The sequence below is a fragment of the Vreelandella vilamensis genome, assembly GCF_031451755.1.
GTDB lineage: Bacteria > Pseudomonadota > Gammaproteobacteria > Pseudomonadales > Halomonadaceae > Vreelandella > Vreelandella vilamensis.
In genome coordinates, this window is record NZ_JARWAN010000037.1 from 1 (window position 1) to 16,978 (window position 16,978).

At 56.7% G+C, this 16,978-nt stretch carries 14 protein-coding genes and 3 pseudogenes; 6 read left to right on the forward strand and 11 right to left on the reverse strand.

Going from position 1 to position 16,978, the window contains the following annotated elements; translation table 11 throughout:
- Positions 1-958, forward strand: a pseudogene (locus tag QC823_RS15290) (IS1380 family transposase); the annotation flags it as partial.
- A gap of 850 nt (positions 959-1,808) precedes the next feature.
- Positions 1,809-2,987, forward strand: a complete 1,179-nt coding sequence (gene ltrA / locus QC823_RS15295) for a group II intron reverse transcriptase/maturase (RefSeq protein WP_309657207.1) — start codon at positions 1,809-1,811, stop codon at positions 2,985-2,987.
- 247 nt (positions 2,988-3,234) lie between these two features.
- On the opposite strand, the gene QC823_RS15300 is transcribed toward ltrA, so the two are convergent.
- The 7 genes from QC823_RS15300 to kaiC all read right to left on the reverse strand — a co-directional run bounded on the left by QC823_RS15300 (position 3,235) and on the right by kaiC (position 10,107).
- Positions 3,235-3,489 carry a DUF2442 domain-containing protein gene (locus tag QC823_RS15300; protein ID WP_309657208.1) on the reverse strand — a complete coding sequence of 85 codons (255 nt, stop codon included), beginning with the start codon at positions 3,487-3,489 and terminating at the stop codon, positions 3,235-3,237.
- Positions 3,476-3,733 carry a DUF4160 domain-containing protein gene (locus QC823_RS16265; RefSeq protein ID WP_422823676.1) on the reverse strand — a complete coding sequence of 86 codons (258 nt, stop codon included), beginning with the start codon at positions 3,731-3,733 and terminating at the stop codon, positions 3,476-3,478. Before QC823_RS16265 ends, QC823_RS15300 begins: the two co-directional genes overlap by 14 nt.
- Before the next feature lie 21 nt (positions 3,734-3,754).
- Positions 3,755-4,123 (reverse strand): IS110 family transposase, encoded by a 369-nt coding sequence (locus tag QC823_RS15305; RefSeq protein WP_309657209.1) that lies wholly within the window; start codon positions 4,121-4,123, stop codon positions 3,755-3,757.
- A 413-nt stretch (positions 4,124-4,536) separates the two neighbouring features.
- Positions 4,537-7,134, reverse strand: coding sequence for a sensor domain-containing protein (locus tag QC823_RS15310; RefSeq protein WP_309657210.1), 2,598 nt, complete (start codon positions 7,132-7,134; stop codon positions 4,537-4,539).
- A complete protein-coding gene (locus QC823_RS15315; RefSeq protein WP_309657211.1) occupies positions 7,131-8,321 on the reverse strand; it encodes a sensor domain-containing diguanylate cyclase in 1,191 nt (396 codons plus the stop codon). Before QC823_RS15315 ends, QC823_RS15310 begins: the two co-directional genes overlap by 4 nt.
- Positions 8,321-8,602 (reverse strand): circadian clock KaiB family protein, encoded by a 282-nt coding sequence (locus tag QC823_RS15320; RefSeq protein WP_309657212.1) that lies wholly within the window; start codon positions 8,600-8,602, stop codon positions 8,321-8,323. Before QC823_RS15320 ends, QC823_RS15315 begins: the two co-directional genes overlap by 1 nt.
- Positions 8,599-10,107, reverse strand: a complete 1,509-nt coding sequence (gene kaiC / locus QC823_RS15325; RefSeq protein ID WP_309657213.1) for a circadian clock protein KaiC — start codon at positions 10,105-10,107, stop codon at positions 8,599-8,601. The genes QC823_RS15320 and kaiC overlap by 4 nt, the downstream gene beginning before the upstream one ends.
- 130 nt (positions 10,108-10,237) lie before the next feature.
- Between kaiC and QC823_RS15330 the strand changes: the two genes are divergently transcribed.
- Entirely contained in the window at positions 10,238-10,399 is a 162-nt protein-coding gene (locus QC823_RS15330) for a transposase (RefSeq protein ID WP_309657219.1), read from the forward strand.
- A 569-nt stretch (positions 10,400-10,968) separates the two neighbouring features.
- Here the strand turns inward: QC823_RS15330 and QC823_RS15335 are convergent.
- The 4 genes and pseudogenes from QC823_RS15335 to QC823_RS15350 all read right to left on the reverse strand — a co-directional run bounded on the left by QC823_RS15335 (position 10,969) and on the right by QC823_RS15350 (position 13,007).
- Complete coding sequence (locus tag QC823_RS15335) at positions 10,969-11,502, reverse strand: DUF6544 family protein (RefSeq protein ID WP_309657214.1); 534 nt, start codon at positions 11,500-11,502, stop codon at positions 10,969-10,971.
- Complete coding sequence (locus tag QC823_RS15340; protein WP_309657215.1) at positions 11,502-12,227, reverse strand: nitroreductase family protein; 726 nt, start codon at positions 12,225-12,227, stop codon at positions 11,502-11,504. Before QC823_RS15340 ends, QC823_RS15335 begins: the two co-directional genes overlap by 1 nt.
- Positions 12,190-12,675: pseudogene (locus tag QC823_RS15345) on the reverse strand (type II toxin-antitoxin system YhaV family toxin). The gene QC823_RS15340 and the pseudogene QC823_RS15345 overlap by 38 nt, the downstream one beginning before the upstream one ends.
- Entirely contained in the window at positions 12,672-13,007 is a 336-nt protein-coding gene (locus tag QC823_RS15350) for a type II toxin-antitoxin system PrlF family antitoxin (protein ID WP_309657216.1), read from the reverse strand. The pseudogene QC823_RS15345 and the gene QC823_RS15350 overlap by 4 nt, the downstream one beginning before the upstream one ends.
- A gap of 513 nt (positions 13,008-13,520) precedes the next feature.
- Between QC823_RS15350 and QC823_RS15355 the strand changes: the two genes are divergently transcribed.
- The 3 genes and pseudogenes from QC823_RS15355 to QC823_RS15365 all read left to right on the forward strand — a co-directional run.
- The gene (locus QC823_RS15355; RefSeq protein ID WP_309657217.1) at positions 13,521-14,201 is read left to right on the forward strand and encodes a hypothetical protein; all 681 of its coding nucleotides are present in this window, start codon (positions 13,521-13,523) and stop codon (positions 14,199-14,201) included.
- A gap of 349 nt (positions 14,202-14,550) precedes the next feature.
- Positions 14,551-15,891, forward strand: a complete 1,341-nt coding sequence (locus tag QC823_RS15360; protein WP_309657218.1) for a DUF2252 domain-containing protein — start codon at positions 14,551-14,553, stop codon at positions 15,889-15,891.
- Positions 15,892-16,156: 265 nt separating this feature from the next.
- Positions 16,157-16,840, forward strand: a pseudogene (locus tag QC823_RS15365) (transposase); the annotation flags it as partial.
- Between the last annotated feature and the right edge of the window lie 138 nt (positions 16,841-16,978).

The following is a 16,978-nucleotide window of genomic DNA, read 5'->3' on the forward strand; positions in this document are numbered from 1 at the left end:
ACGCACGTCCGTCACAAGCCACGCTCTCTCGCTTGATCTCCTGCCTGAGTGATCCAGATAACCTCGACACGGTGCACGAAGGCCTATTGCGATTGGCCATCTGGCGCTTGAACAGCTTGCCCGATGTCACGCCGCACACGACCGATACGTCAACAACGATTGATATCGACGGGTTGCCCATCGAGGTCTTCGGCCATCAGGGCGGCAGTGCCTACAATGGCTACGCGGGCTCACGGATTTATTCTCCTTTGGTGGCGTCGATCGCCGAGACTGGCGACATGGTCGGTGGCCTGCTGCGCGAAGGCAATGCCGGCCCGGCGGAAAACGCGGATACCTGGATCCCCCACCTTGTTCAGCGTCTGATGGAAGGCACGAATCGCGAGGTGGATCAGTTCCGCGTGCGCCTGGATGCTGGCTTTACCGATGAGGAAACACTGAGAGCACTCGATTCAAGGGATATCGCTTATCTGGGGCGGTTAAAGAGCAACAACGCCCTACAGACACTGGCAGCCCCCTATTTCAAACGGCCGCCCGGGCGCTCCCCGGAAACACCACGGGAGTGGTGCCATGACCTGGAATATCGGGCCGGCAGTTGGGAATCACCGCGGCGTGTGGTGCTCGTTGTGCAGGAAAAGCCTGACGACCTGCTGCCGCATGCGTTTTTCCTGGTCACTAACCTCAGTCGCTATCACACCCCAGCCGAGAAGGTCCTGGCGCTCTATCGCAAACGGGGCAAGGCCGAAGGCCACATGGGCGAACTCAAATCAGCGCTCAATTTACACCTGTCCTCGACAGATCGCGGCCACCTGACCACCCAGGACGTCATGGCCCGCAAAAAGTGGCGGCCACGTTCACGGTAAAAGCCCGCCAAATCCGCATGCGCTTGAGTGTTGCAGCCGACAAGTGGTGGCCTCGTTTACTCCCGGGTATCCGCCGACTGCAGCCGCTTCCTGACTGACATTGGCAGCTTCAACGGCGCAAGCATCATCATCGGCCAAGGGCCGAGAGCACACCGTGGGCAAATGACGGCGATCTAGGCAAAAACGCGATAAAAACGAGACACTAAAAGCCTATCTCGCATAATTATCGCGTCGATAAAACGTTAGATAGCCTCAACGCATCCACCATGCAGACGTAAAGCGCTAAATGATGGCACTACCACCGCCGCGATGAATGAGGCGGGAGTGCGCCAGGCAAAGCCTGGTCGCTTGGAAAGCTGCGTGAGATGCGCGGCGGAAAGAGCGAAATGAAACCCAGTGGGTGAAAGTCCCATCCGGCCAAGGCTAGCCACCAGCCGGAAGCAAGTCTTGCGTGGTGCCAGGTAACTGTCACTGCGAAGCGTAGACCGCGAGTGAATAGGCCGTGTGATAGAGCACCGAAATTATTGAACTGTGGTTGCCGACACTTTTCCTGCTGTGGAAGGCAATACCGACCCGCCTGAAAGGCTTGGCGGCGAGGGGCCACCGGTGTCAGAGAGCAGGGCATGTTCGCACAGGGGTTTCCCAGGAACCTGGGAGGCCCGTCTTTCTCCTCTGAATAATAAAGGTACAGGCTTGGGGGCTGCCTGCGGCGAAAGCGCCCGGTCCGACGCTGTCGTGCCTGACGGTGTCGGAAGCGAACATCAGGCACTCAGGAGGTACGGCCAGGCGAGCACAACGAGCCAGCCGGAGGGAAAGACGGGAGTCGGAGTCGTCCATAGTACCGATGAAAGCGGGGAACCGACTCGACGGGACCCGTGGGAGGGAAGGGGCGGCCAATCATTAGAATCGCCGGAGGGACACATGGCAGATGCACAGGAATCTGTTCCCATGTTCACGAAACAATGGCGGATAGCGGCGTTAGCAGAACGCTTCCCGCAGCGTGCGTTTACTTCACTGGCGCATCACATGGATGCCCAGTGGTTGATGTCGGCCTACCTGATGACACGCCGCGATGGCGCCGTTGGGATTGACGGCCAAACAGCGGATGACTTCGCCAGTGACGTCAACGCCAATATCCAGCGTCTGCAGGAAGAGGCCAAGAGCGGTCACTATCGAGCACCGCCGGTACGGCGCGTTCATATCCCGAAAGGAGATGGGCGCACTACACGGCCGATCGGCATCCCTACCTTCGAAGACAAGGTCTTGCAGCGTGCGGTGGTCTCACTGTTAGAGCCACTCTACGAGCATGATTTTCTACCGTGCTCGTTCGGTTTCCGACCGGGACGGTCACCGCATCATGCGATCAAGTCGGTATGGGAGGGTTTGTCGTCGATGGGCGGTGGCTGGGTCATTGACTTGGACATCCAGGCCTTCTTCGACACGATCGACCATCAACGCCTGCGCGAATTTCTGCAACAACGAGTGAAGGACGGTGTGATTCTCCGCCTGATCGGCAAGTGGCTCAACGCCGGTGTCATGGAAGCAGGGCAATGGCAAAAAGGCGAGATAGGCAGTCCACAATGGGGTGTGATCTCCCCGTTGTTATCAAATTTCTATCTCCACTACGTGCTGGACGCGTGGTTTGAAGCAGAGGTCAAACCTCGGCTTCGTGGGCGCGCGTTTGAGGTGCGGTTTGCTGATGACGCCATCTTGGCATTCAGCAATGAAGCCGATGCCCGCAAGGTGTTGGAGGTGCTGCCCAAGCGCTTCGCGCGTTTTGGTCTTACCCTACACTCCAAAAAGACGCGGCTGGTGCGGTTCCGACCGCAACGCGAGCAACGAGCCGAGACCTTCGACTTTCTGGGATTTACCCATTATTGGGGAAAATCCCGTCGAAACCGCTTGATCATCAAGCGGAAGACGGCGAAGGGGCGCTTCCAGCGAGGCCTGAAACGCATTGCGTGGTGGTGTCGCCGGTATCGGCATTTGTCGATCTTTGAGCAGTATCGGATGTTAAGACGCAAGATCCAGGGGCACGTCGCTTACTATGGAATCCGCGGCAACATGAAATGTCTGCAAGGGTTTCGTTACCGCGTGGAGCGTCTCTGGATCAAGTGGTTGAGTTGACGATCCCAGAAAGCGCATATTGCTTGGGATCAAGCACGACAGATACTGCAGCGTCTTCCTCTTCCGATGCCGAAAATTGTACATTCATGTTAATCCTTCAGCGAAGCTGATGATTGAGGAGCCGGATGCGTCAATCGCGCACATCCGGATCTGAGGGGGGCCGGGTTGAGCGATCGCCCGGTCTACCCGACTCCACTGCTTGGAACCAAATTGCCCTTCCAATAAGGCGGGTACGTAAAGGTCGGCGTCAAGTTGAGGCCAATGCAGGCCAATGCAGGCCAAGTCCAGAGGGGGATACCTCCATCTCGGTTAATGCACTTGGTGTGGCTTCAGCAAGACCCTCGATAAGGTGCGGAGGAATCGCAAGTTCGAGTCCCGAATGAAGGCTAACGATCACTCGATTGGTGCGGCGATCATAGCGCGCATCAATAGCATGAACATGGTCGCGTTCAGCTGCCATGCGGGCCTCTGCCTGTTGGATGACATCATCAGTAATGGCCATGAATTTCCCTCCATTTATCACATAACGCCAACAGCTCTCTTGATAGTGCCGATGCGATAAGGTTGAGGTCTGGCGAATTGAAGCGGTAGCTCTCGCGCAACTCGGGCGGACCACTTGGACTGTGTAGGATGAATAAGGCCTCACCGCCCTTGCCGATGACATGCACATGCGCCGGTCGATGGTCGTTGGGGTAGCATAAACCTAAGGGCTTGGGTTTATATGCTAGCGACGATAGTAAACTCAATTCGGTCAGCCGCTCGTTTTATTAAATGTGTCGAGCCATCGCGATACCTGACAACACTGACCTGGCGGCATTTTCTGCACCGCTTGGGTCAGACTTACCTTTTTGCCGCCGCTTCGATCTATCAGGACGATTAACTTCAAAGACAGTGATTTCATGGTCAATCAAAAAACGGCAAAGACCCGCGCCGTAAGTTCCTGTTCCTTCAACACCTGCACGAGTCAGGGTGCCAAATAACGACGACCAGCTTAATAGTTCAGCATAACCTGCTGCATTAGCAGACACAGAGCGAGTGCCAAGTAATTGACCTAGCTCGTTAATAACCACACCGACATGGACGTCTAAATGTGTGTCTACACCGAGAATAACTGCTTGCTGCGATTTAACTCTCATGGGACACCTCTTCAGCTACGGCATATTCCCAATCTCAATCGCAGGACAGGACACTCACGGTGCAGAACAAAGCTCCTATTAGGTCACAAACGCTGAGCCCGGGAAGTTTCGGGGAACATCAACACTGGACGACAGGTCAACGCAAAGGCAATTACGCCAATCCCAGCACGGGTCAGGCCAGTGCGATGTTCACAAGAATAGTAGACTGAGTGTCCCAGCAATCGCCTTTGCGACTCGTGACGTTATGGACACGATCAGTGTAAACAAATTCAGAGACAACGCTGAAGAGCGTTGTAGAGCAAGTGGTTAGCAGGCATGAGCCGCTCAAGGTAGCACGACGAGCCGGAGAGGCTTTCGTTGTGATAAGTGTCGACGACTGAGAGCAATTGAACGCCTGCTTTCTGACTGATCCGCTATGCGTTGGCTCTCTCGGCGGGAAGCGTTAACGCATAATGCTCCAGCGAGAAGGTTTCCGCCCAGCGGCGCAGTTGCTCCGCTTCAACCGGCCGGGAGAAATAGTAGCCCTGGATTTCCGTGCAGCCCATCTCATGCAGCGCTTCGACCTGTTCACCGACGTCGACGCCTTCGGCCACGGTTTTGATGCCGAGGGAGTGCGCCAGGAAGATGGTCGCCGCCACCACGCTGCGCGTGCGTGGGGATTCCAGCATCCGGATGACGAAGGAACGGTCGATCTTCAGTGTATGGATGGGCAGGCTCGCCACGTAACTCAGGGACGAATAGCCGGTGCCGAAGTCATCGATGGCGACCACGATGCCCCGTTCTTTGAGCCGGTTGATCAGATTCCGGACCACGGCGGGCTCCTTCATCAGGGTGGTTTCGGTGATCTCCAGCTGTAATAACGCCGGGTTAAGCTTCCAGGTAGCCAGTAATGTGTCGATCCGGGTCAGGAAATCGGGATCGTGGAAACTGTTCACGGAAATATTGACCGCCACCGGCATGTCGAAGCCCTGATCACTCCACGCGCGGCACTGCTGCACAGCGGCCTCCAGAACCAGGTGGGTCAGTGGGTCGATGAGCCCGGTTTGTTCCGCGATGGCGATGAATTCGGCCGGAGGCATCAAGCCCTGTTCGGGATACCGCCAGCGGACCAGGGCTTCGACACCGGAGATCCTGCCCGTACCGATATCCACCCGGGGTTGGTAATGCAGCACGAACTGGTTTTCCACGATGGCCGTGTGCAGTTCCGAGATAAGCGTCAGGTAACGCGGACTTTCCGATTCCGCCGGCCCGCTATACAGTTCAAACACTGTTCCGTTCCGTTTTGCGTGCCGCATCGCCATAGCGCTGCGCAGCATCAGGGCCTCGGGGTTCAGTCCGTGATCGGGCGCCTGCGCCACACCGGCGCGCATCTGAATGCTGATGGGGATACCCGCCTGCCGGAAGGGGTCGCCCAATAACCGCTCGATACGCCGTACACAATCCCGCGCATTTTCGAGGCCACCTTCGCTCAGTAAAACCGCGAATTCGTCGCCGCCGATCCGCGCCGGCATCTCGCCTTCACGCAAGGCGTCACGGAGGCGACTCGCGACCTGCCTCAGCAGTTCATTCGCCTGCCGCACCCCAATGACGGCCTGGATTTCGCCGAAGCGGGTTACGTTCAGGATCAGGAGGGCGCACTGTTGCCCGGCAGGCAATGCGTCGAGGGTTCGCTTCAGTGTTTCCATCAGCCGGTTACTGTTGGGCAGATCGGTCAGTTCATCGAAATAGGCGAGATACTCGATGCGTTCCTCGGCGAGTCTGTGTTGTGCCTGGGCGCGCAGGGTGACAATGCCGAAGGCAAGATCGCCGGCCAGTTCCGTCAATAAACGAAGTTCTTCGTTATCGAAGGCGTCCAGCTCGTTGGCATAAATCATCAGCGCCCCGAAGGTAATGCCTGCCGAGTCCTTAAGCGGCAGCGCGATGGCAGACTGGTAGGCGCGCCGGCACGCCTCGTCGCGCCACGGTGTCATACTCGGATCAGTGGAAATGTTCTGGCTGATCTGAGGCTCACCGGCACGGATCGCCCGGCCGACGGGACCGAGGCCGCGCCCTTCTTCTTCCGACCAGCTGATGCGGACACTTTCCAGATAGCCGGCTTCAAACCCGGCCTGCGCCACCGGCTGCACGCGCTTTACCTCGTCTTCCTGTTTGAACCCGACCCAGGCTAGGCTGTAGCCGCCCAGGCCCACGCATAGCCGGCAGATGGCATCGAGCAGGGCGGATTCCTCTTTTGCATGGATGAGCTCCGAATTCCCGGCACTTTGCAACCGCAACGCACGGTTGAACCTGAGCAATGCCGCTTTTGCCCGTCTCCGTTCAATCGCCTCGCCGACCTTAAGGGCGATCTGCTTCAGGAGCGCCCGTTCTTCCTTGAGAAACGGGCCTTCATCCGATTCGGGACGTTCATCGAGATAGCAGATTTCGACCGTGCCCGCGTTACGGTCACTCACGATGATAGCTTCCCGCTGTTGCCAGGCGGATGGGCGAAAACCTTTGCTGGTATACGCGCGGTCATCAAAGGTGATTCTTGCCGCCGCGGTTTCCGGATACTGCCAGCCGGGAGGAAGAACATCGGCCACGGCCTGCAGCATTTTCTCCAGCGGATCTTCGTCATTAAGCAGTATGTCGGCAACATGACGAATGCAGGCCTGTTCCTTGATCCGTTCTCGCAATTGTTGCGACGTTTCCAGCAGAGCCAGTTCATTACGCTTGCGTTCGGTGACGTCGCGCAGATAAATAATTGCGTAGGGTTGTTTCGACAGTGTGATTCGGGAACTGCGAACATCGGCGGTAACCGTGCCCCGTTGCGGATGGGTGATCTGGATCTCGGCGGGATTGTCGGCCGTGATAACGTGTCCGAAGGGCTGTCCCAGCAATTTGGCCGCCGGCCGGCCGAACAGCGTTTCGCCCGCCGGGTTGGTATAGACGATGAGGCCGTCGGCGTCGAGCACGAGCACGGTATCGCTGGCATCTTCCACCAGATGCCGGAAGGTTGCGGCGCATGGTTTCATCTGGAAACTTCTCCGGGCCCGGGTTTCTGGGCCATTTCAGAGCGGTTGCGGGTTTCCTTGGCCTTGTAGAGGGCATGGTCCACGCGCAGGATCACATCCTGCAGGGATTCGCCCGCCGATATTTCGGCGATGCCCAGACTGATGGTGATGCATCCCGCCTCCGCAAACACGGTACGCGCTATTCGCTTTCGAATACGTTCGGCCAGTACCTGCGCCCGGTCACCCTTCGTCCCCGGCAGCAGGATCATGAACTCCTCGCCGCCCCAGCGCGCCGTGATGTCGATGTCGCGCACTTCCTCCAGGGCCAGTTCGGCCACCTGCTGCAGAACCCGGTCCCCCGTGTCATGTCCGTAACGATCGTTGATCGCCTTGAAGTGATCGAGATCGAACATGATGAGGGAAAATACATCGCCGTAGCGCGCTGTGCGGCTCATTTCCTCATCCAGATGCTGCTGCAGGGCGGCACGATTGAAGAGACCGGTGAGATAGTCGTGATGAGCAAGCTGCTGCAGCTCGTTGATGGCGGTCATGTCCGAGAAGATGGCGGCATAATTAATCAAATCGCCGCTATCGCGGTGGACGGGGCTGATGCTCAGCCACTCCTGGTAGATCTCGCCGTTCTTACGACGCCGCCACAGCACGCCTGTCCAGTGCCCCTTGCGCTCCAGGATGCGCCTCATTTCCGTAAAGCGCTCTTCATCTTCCGGCCGCCCCGTCCGCTGCAGTTCCGGCGTCTGCCCCAGGGCCTCCTCTTCCGTGTAGCCGGTAATCGTGGTGAAGGCCGAGTTGACGGCGACGATGGTGGTATCCGGCCGAGTGATCATCAGGCCCTGATCGATGGCGTCCAGGGCGACGGAAGATTGCCGCAGCCGTTCTTCAGCCTGGACGCGCTCGCTGATATCGCGCAGATAGACGGCGGTATAGGGAATATCATCCAGTCGTATGGTCGTGCTGCGAGCATTGGTCGCCACGTTTCCACGCTGGGGATGAGAGATGTAGATATCGGACTGTTTCTCGGCCGTGGCGATACCGCCGAATTCCTCTCCAATCAGATTGGCCACGGGGCGTCCGAAAAGTTGCTCGGCGGCGGGGTTGGCGTAGGCGACAATACCGGCGGGATCGAGCAGCAGAATCGTGTCGCTGGACTGTTCGACCAAAAACCGAAATGCCGACTCGTCAGTGTGCATCAGCGTTCCTTGAGATCAAGGCCGATGAGCACCTTGTCCTGTTCCGAGAGGTCGCCGACAATGCGCCGTGACGGTAGCGGCAATTTCTTGATGACCACGGGCGTGGCCAAAATGCGTTCGTCTTCGGCCAGTTGGGGCCGTTCCAGGATGTCGATGACTTCCACATCCACGCGATGGCCGTTTTCCTCCAGCTTGGAGACGAACCTGCGCAAATTGTCGATGGCGCGTTCAGCCGTGACGGTAACCCCGGCGATGTAGAGGTGCAGAACAATGGTGGTCATGATGGTTCCGCTTCCTGCGTGCCGGGCCGGCCATGCATGACCACGCCCTGGTCGCTCAGGGTGTATTCGTTGACGTAATCCGCGGTGGTCATGCCACGGGATTTGACGACGGTCAGCAACCGGCGCAGCTTGTAGTCGCGTTCCTCGCGACGCAGTTTGATCCACATGTCGATGGCCGACGAGATACCGAGCGTGCTTTCACCACCGCTGCTGTCCGTAAGCAGTTCCGTGGCCACCGTCGTCACGCCCTCGACCCTCAGCAGCGATAGCAGGCGCAGCACCATGGCCGTGCTGTTGGCGCCGACCAGCTTGTGGCTCAGGGCGCTGAGCGGGTCCAGAATCACGATGGCGGGCTGGTGCTGACGTACCGCTCGTAGTATCCGCAACAAATGTTCCTCCCAGCCCGTCTCCGCCGCCAGCATGGGTTCCAGCACCAGCCGCCCTCTGCCCTGAGGGGTATCGAGATGAGGTTTCAGGTCGATGCCGACGCTGCGCTGGTTGCGCATGAGTTCCTCATCCCCTTCCTCAAAGGAAAGGTAGAGTACATCCTCGCCGCGCTGGCAGGCGGCGCAAGCGAAGGAAGCGGCGAATGTGGTCTTGCCGGTGCCGGACTGGCCGGAATACATGGCCGTCACGCCCCGGTAAATGCCTTCCCCGCCGAGCATGCCGTCAAGGCCGCGGATGCCGGTGGATAACCGCTCGTTGGTGGAACTGGTGTGCACCCGCGTGGCGGTCAGCGGCATTACAAAAATGCCTTCCCGGTCGATGAGATAGGGGAACTCATTGGTGCCGTGGCCGCCACCGCGGCGCTTGACCACCCGCAGCAGGCGGATCATGACGCGTTCGGTAACTTCCTGCTTGAGGGCGATGACGCAGTCGGCAATGTAGTCCTCGATGCCGTAGCGCCGGTTGAAGTCACCGTGTTCACCAATGTTAATCACCGTGGTGGTTTGCCGCTTGCGGATCCAGTCGAAGACGCGGCGCAATTCGAACTGCAGGCTTTTCTCGGCGCCGATAAAGGCGCCTTCCAGGCCGTCGATGGCGTCGATCACCAGTCTTCGGGCGCCGATCTGTTCAATGGCATGCTCAATGCGGGCCAGGATGGCGCTTAATTCCAGCGTTTCCCCGCTCGTCATTTCCTCGCGATCGGGGCGCATGTCCAGAATGCGAGCCCGGCCGGCCTCGATATGCGCGCCCAGGTTCAGGCCAAGAACATCGGCGTGCTGGATCAGGGCCTGCGGCGATTCATCGAAGGTGGCCAGCACGCCGGGTTCGCCGATGTCCAGGCCATGACAGAGAAAACTCAGGCTGATGACCGTCTTGCCGGTGCCGGGTCCGCCGCGCAGCAGGGTAGGGTGGCCAGCGGGAAGGCCGCCGCGCATGATGAAGTCGAAACCTTCAATGCCGGTTGCGGCGACCGGCGAGTCAATGCGGGGAGTCGCCGTGTCGTCACGGCTATCAGGTAGGCCGATCTTACCCGACTCAGTGTCTTGCTTTGTTACCATAACCATCTCCGTAGGATGGAATACTTAATTGCAGTGTACAGATTGTAGGATGTTTTCGACGTAAGCGCCGTTTTGTAGGATGTTTTCGACGTAAGCGCCGTTAAATCGACGCGTTTGCCTTAAACGTCGCATTCCACCGCAGCGAAATATCATTGAGCGTCACTTTAGTTGGGTCAAAGCGCTGCGGCGTATTTGTACACGCTTTGACAAACTGGCCAGCAGCTTCGAGGCCATGAGATGCATCGCCTGCAACAATCGGTGCTTGCGAGCCAACTTTTCAGACAAAACCTAAAAAATCGCTGTTGTCGAGCAATTTTTCCACCGCTTCGCGGCTCCAAATTGCCGCAAATCTCGGCATTATATCAGTGTCGACTAAAAGCCCGCTCTTGGCCGAGGCTGTGTGAAAACGTAGCTGTCGCTATACTTTATCCATGACAGAGCATGGGAGGCGTTGATGAAGCGTTTCGTAACAGGTGAATCCCGGTCTCAAGCGACGTTGTTTCCTGCCGCCTGGCCAACCACAAGACACCCGACAGTACTGCCTTATTAGCGGAGTTTTTGGAGATAAATCGTCGACAAGCCGCGCGGCTGGAATCGCTAGAAATCGAGGTACGCCAGTTGCGCGAGGAAATGCGTCGATTGCCCGCACCGACTGTACAGGAATCCCAGACCAAACCAGCGCCAAATGCCCCACCAAACAACAGCGAAAGCTAGCAATCCCCCAAAGGATTTTTCCGACCTGCTGGTTGGCACGTTTTGAAAAACGTACCCACCATTAAGGCTTACTGGCTGTGGCTATGCTCTTGGATATACGCCTTTAGTGCTTGATCGATGCGCCGTTGCCAGCCATCTCCTTGTCTCTCAGGATATTCCAGGGGAGGGCAGCATCGCGGCTGGTGTCCAGAACACGGCCTCGGCCACGTAGCGGCCAAATGCTGAACGGGTATGGTCCAAATCCCCGCCCAGGCGGGCGATTGGCAGCAAGCCCATGAGCCAGAACCGCGTCCACCGTTGACTGTCAGAACCGGACAGCCTCATCAAACCGCGCTGCGCACGCATTTTCCAAACGAATCCGGCAGGCATGGCCAAGACTTGAGTTGCGGTAAAATCCAGATAGTTGGGCTTGTCCCTGTTGCCCATTCCGAAGCGCTCGACCATGGTGATGGTGGCCACCGAAGTGAGTGGAGTGCCCGGTTCAATTGTGTACAGAAAATAACGGCGTGCCGGTTCAGGTAGATGAGCGATCATATCGGCGGTGAAGGTTGGTGGTTGAGCAGGTTGGCCAACCACAAGCTCACTCATCGCCTTTAGGTCAGCCCGGTGATCCAGCAGCCGCCAGACTGAAAGCGCTAACCCGGACAGAATAAGCAATCCAAGCACAAAGGCCATCGCCATTACCCGAGAACATCCTCAACCGACCGTCTGAGAGATCGCGGCATCTCCGGACCGTGGCCAATCCGCACGATAAGGTCGGGGCGACGATTACCAATCCCGATTGCCTGCGCAAATTCAGGGCGCAGTTTCACTACTTCCACCGGTTGGTTAATAAATGCCGCCCGCAGACCCAGAGCAGCAGCCTGAAGGGCAAGGCGCTGGTAACATCGGCCTGCTTCGATCCAGTGCGGTATGTCATCCGTCTCTGAGTAGATCACGGCAATGGCGGAAGAGCTTTGGATGTGCCGGTGATCCTTCTTGTTCTGGTTTTTGGCAGAAAAAGTGCCCTTCATCGCCAACAATCCGAGCCAACGAGGCACATCAGGGTTGCCCATGACAGGCCCGTAAAGTCCATCTCCTGAACGCACCGCCTCTTTACCGCTAAACCGAATCCAGGACTTAAGTTCGTGAGCCCAGGCAGGGTCAGCAAACTGGGCTTCGTTGCCTTTGGCAACGCAGTCTGTCACCAGGTCTTTTTGCGCGGCGTCAGTCATCAGAAGCACCGACACGCCGTCGCCATGGCCGGCGTCCTGAAGCTGTTCCAATTCCTTTTCCGTAAGTGGCTCCCCGTCATACTCTGAACGGCTGCATTGGCGCATGGGAATCGCATCAAAAAGAGCAGACCGAAAGGCCTTCGTCTCTTCAAAGTCAATCTGCACCCAGATGTGCTTTGATGCGTTCGCCATCACTGCCGGCCGTTTTCCACAATTCATTCCAGCTATGCGGTGGGTTACCGTTCTTGAGCATCTTGCGAAAAATAGCGTAAGCATCCTGCTTGCTGTCATAGGAGCGCTTGGTGGATTCGTCGTTGACCTAAGCGTAAATGAGGATCTTGCTTGCAAGGTCGTAGCGAAAGAACAGCCGGTACTGCTGGTAGAACTTTGCTCGGCACCAATGGGTGTGCTCAGACCCGAGGGTGTTTCCTTGGCGATACTGAGGGCCTGCCGGATCCTGTGGAATGTCGTTCTTAGCCAGCTTCACAATCGCCGCCAGACGCTTGGTGGCCGGTTTGCTGCGATATCCGAGCGGATCCTTTTCCTGAAGTTGCTTTACCTTACGGGTGAGCGCATCGACCTGCTCCAGGAATAGCGGATGTGCGTAGATCGTCCATCCGTTTATCTCTAGAGGCTTCATGTGTCGTCGTCGTCCTCTGGCAGTTCCTCATCGAGATCTACCTCAATGCCTGCGGTCAGGTGTTCAGCCTCGGCAAAGGTGCTGGCAGTGACAGGTCGAATGTTTTCCGGGTGCTCCTGAAGATCGCGCTCCAGAAAGGCCAGGAAGCTTGCCATCACGGGGTCTTGGTTTGTCTCATCGCGAGCGCGAGTGAGCACCACTTCCCCATTGGGGCGAATCATGTAGTGAATCCGATCGCGGCGTTTCAGCTTCAGCACACGACGAACCGATGCCGGAACGGTCGTCTGATAGCGATCCGTCAGGGTGGAGTCGTCCTCAATGACCGTGTTCATGATTGACCTCCGCTCAATGGCAATGCAAAAGTAATGCGATAAAAATAATGCAATCGCATTGCCCCGTCAATGGCAAAAAAAACAATAAATAAGTCTCTGGCGCGACACCCTATTCTTGTATGGCTCCCAATAGGCAATCATCTGTAAAGAAAGCGAAGGTCCGTTTACGAAGTGGCGCAAACTTTTGTCGCTAGCATGGTTATGCGGCTTATTACTCATTTGATCATTCACTCAATAGGTAACATATGAGACGGATATGGGCCTCAGCGGTCACGGCATTATTACTTCCCACAGCGCTATCCGCCGATGCCATTATTGGGTCGTGGAACGTTAAGCACCTTGATTGAATAATGATAAAGCGATGGATCAAGTCGCTCACGTGACACGACACGACGATTTTCTGGCTGTTCAGGAGTTGATGGATCCTGCCTCAGCTTGAGCACGCCGTAGAGTCTGCCAGTGGCGAGCCCTGGTCTTCGACGGCGAGGGACCGTTTAGGGCGATTGTCGTACTGTGAGCATTACAGCTTTTTATGGCGGGAAAGCGAAATCGCCTACGACAGCGACGCCGTGGTGTTCCTCGATCGTGGTGATGTCTTTGCACGTGAGACGTATTCAGCCAAGTTCACCGCATTGGAAAGCGGTCAGCCGTTTGCCGCCGCGACGAACGATTCAGCGACAATCCGCTGGTCAAGGGGCCTCTCTATATCCGCTTCTGCGCGGGCCAGCGCCTCTGCCTGGCAACGGGGAAAAGGTCGGCAGCCTCTGTATCATCAAGACCCAGCCCCGCAGGCTGGAAGAGAATGAAAAGGAGCTGTTGGCCTGTTTGGCATTGCATGTCGAGGAGGAGCTCGTGGCAAGGCTCCCCGAGAGTCATGTCACTACCACGGCGCTTCTGGACGAGACAATGTTCCGTGCCCGGGCCAGCTCAGTCTTTTCCCTATGCCTACGCTTCGGATTCAATACGGTGCTGGTCAGGGTGTGCATGACCAATATCTCCAGGATCCAGGATCGCTATGGCACGCCGGCAGGTGAGGAACTGATCCAGCAACAGTGGGTCACGCCGAAGCGTGTCAGTATCGCTGAGATCGATCCAGCCAATGGCCCGCCACAGCACGACAGTATGGATCTGGCTGGCAAGCGAATGACGGATGCGATCCGGGTCACGTTCAAACGGAATGGGCGGTCACGATAGGACGGAATACGCAAGGTTGGTAGCCGCTGCTGAAACAGCGTTAACCCCTCAAGCATCTCGCCATGTTACTCATGCCCATAAAGGTTAGCGTCATGATGCGCGTGATCAATTGTCTGCGTTTTGCCTTTGCATAGGTGACCTACATTACCATGATCTGAAATTGGCAATGCCAAGGCGGTCCTGAGCGAACGGTATAGCATGATACGCTCTCGGTTCCTGTGTCATATCGCAGACTGACGTATTGCCGACTCATCCTTACGGCGTCGAGCGATCATGATTCATTGGTCTGTTATCTTTCCAGTTGTCCTCAGGGCGTATACTTGAGCCATCATTTCCAGGAGGTAGTTGTATGTCACAGCCCTTGACCCGCCATAACCGCCCTCAGCAAGTTTTTGATGCTATTGCTGCTGCCAATGCCAACCTCTCGGATGCTGATAGAGCGATCAAGTATGACAAGCTTGCTGTCTCACCGTATCGCTTTTTCCGAGGCACCAATCATCTTTACTGGAACGATGTTTGGCACGATTGGCGCTTCGCCCTGTTCGGTGGGCTGCCCGAGACCCAGACGTGGCTGCAGGGGGATGCTCATGCCTATAACTTCGGCGCGTATGGCCACCATGACGATAGCGTGCGTTACGGCATGGATGATTTTGACGACGCGTTGATCGGTGACTACCAGTATGACCTTTGGCGCCTGACCATTAGCCTGGTACTCGATGCTCGTGAAAACGTCGGCCTGTCCCGCAAAGGCATACGCAAGGGACTCGTGGCTCTAGTGGAGAGCTATCATGACGAGTTGGTAGGCCATCAACGTGGCGAGACGCCAGGGGCAGTCACGCTCGATACGGCAAAAGGTCCTCTGAAGCCTTTTATGCAGCACGTTGGCGACAAACACAGTCGGGCAAAGAGCCTGCAGAAGTGGACGCAGCAGACCGCTGAAGGGCGCCGGTTCGCTGAACGGCCAGATAAGCTCGCCGGATTATCTGCCCATATCGGCAGTCAACTGCGTAAGGCGGTTGAGGAAGAGTACCCTCAGACGCTTCAGAGCAGACGCGCTGAGGCGGAGGATAGCCACTTTCGCGTCAAGGATATGGCGCGGCGCCTGAATGCTGGCACAGGCTCGCTGGGGCTGGAGCGCTACTACGTGCTGATTGAAGGCGGACGTAATCATGAACACGATGACGTGATTCTCGACATCAAGCAGCAGACCCCACCCGAAGGATGGGCGCTGATGACGCGCAACGAAAAGCAAGCCTGGCGCAGCGCGTTTCCTCACGAGGGTATACGCCACGCAGCGGCCTTCTGCGCCATTGCAGAGCACCCAGATATCTATCTGGGTTGGCTGCACCTGGACGACCGGGTATTTTCCGTACGTGAGCGCTCGCCCTACAAGAAAGATTTTCCCACCGACAAGCTCGATACCGCAAAACCCTATCGAAAACTGGTGGGGCAGTGGGGCCGTATTCTTGCTCGTGAGCATCTACGGGGAGCACGTGCATTGAATCCTGATGATCCGGCTTGTTTTGCGCGCAGCGTCTGTTCGCAACTGGAGGGGCGACTTGACCATTTTGTCGATATGGTCACGACGCTGGCCCTGAGCTACGCCGAGTGTGCAACGCAGGATTACCGTTTTTTCGTCGAGGATTGGTCGAAGCAGGATAGCCATCAGAAGGCGGATAAGAAGAGTTGACACGAGACATGAAAAGCGCTGGATATATTAACGGTCCTTGCGTATAGCCAATAATCAGATGTAACTGTCACCATTCAAATTACTTACTTTGACCAAATTGGTACTGCCTGGAATATGCCAGGAAGCGCTGAGAGGATCACTGTGACTTAAATTTGGCCTATCAGCAGCTCCTACTGCTGTGCGTTTTAGCCTTGACCCAGGTAATGATCCTGCCCAGTAACAGTGGACACCTCAAGAATGTTAATGCGCTACGATGAGCTGAACCATGGCAAGATCGACGACATCCATGAAGAAAAAATCCTATACCCGTTACTCAGATGCCTACCGTCAAGAAGCGCTAGCGCTGGCTGATCGCATTGGCGTGGCAGCAGCGGCTCGTGAACTGGGAATACACGCCAGTCAGCTCTATCAGTGGCGCTCTAAAGCCCAGCTTCAGCAAGACACATCTGAACGAGAGCGGTCGTTAGCAGAAGAAAACGCCCGCTTGAAGCGCCAATTAGCCGAAGCAAATGAAGAACTGGCCATCACAAGTAAGGCCGCGGTGTACTTTGCGAAAAGCCTGAAGTGAAGTACGCCTTTATCCATCGTCAGGCTTTCAGTGTTCAACGTATGTGCCATGTTTGGGGTCGCTCGAAGCGGCTACTACGTTTGGCGGCAGCGTGAAGGTGTACCGTCCCCAAAACGCAGCCAACAAGCCATTCTCGATCAGCGTGTGGCTGAGGTTTATCACCAGCGTAAAGGCCGCTCAGGCGCCCCGAGATTAGCCCTAGACCTGCAAGATGATGGGATGCCAATCAACCGTAAGCCGGTGGCTGCCAGCTTACAGCGTCAAGGCTTGCGCGCTAAAGCAGCCCGTAAGTTCAAGGCCACCACGAACTCTCGGCATTCGCTGCCAGTGGCGCCGAATCTACTAGAGCAAAACTTCACGGCCTCAGCCCCTAATCATAAGTGAGTCGGTGATATCACTTATTTAGCGACGGGCGAAGGCTGGCTTTACCTAGCTGTTTGGTCCCGGATGATGAAATCGCCCATAGAAGTTATCCTCTGCTAGCAGCCAGGGAGCTTCTTCATCAATTTATCCGGGAGC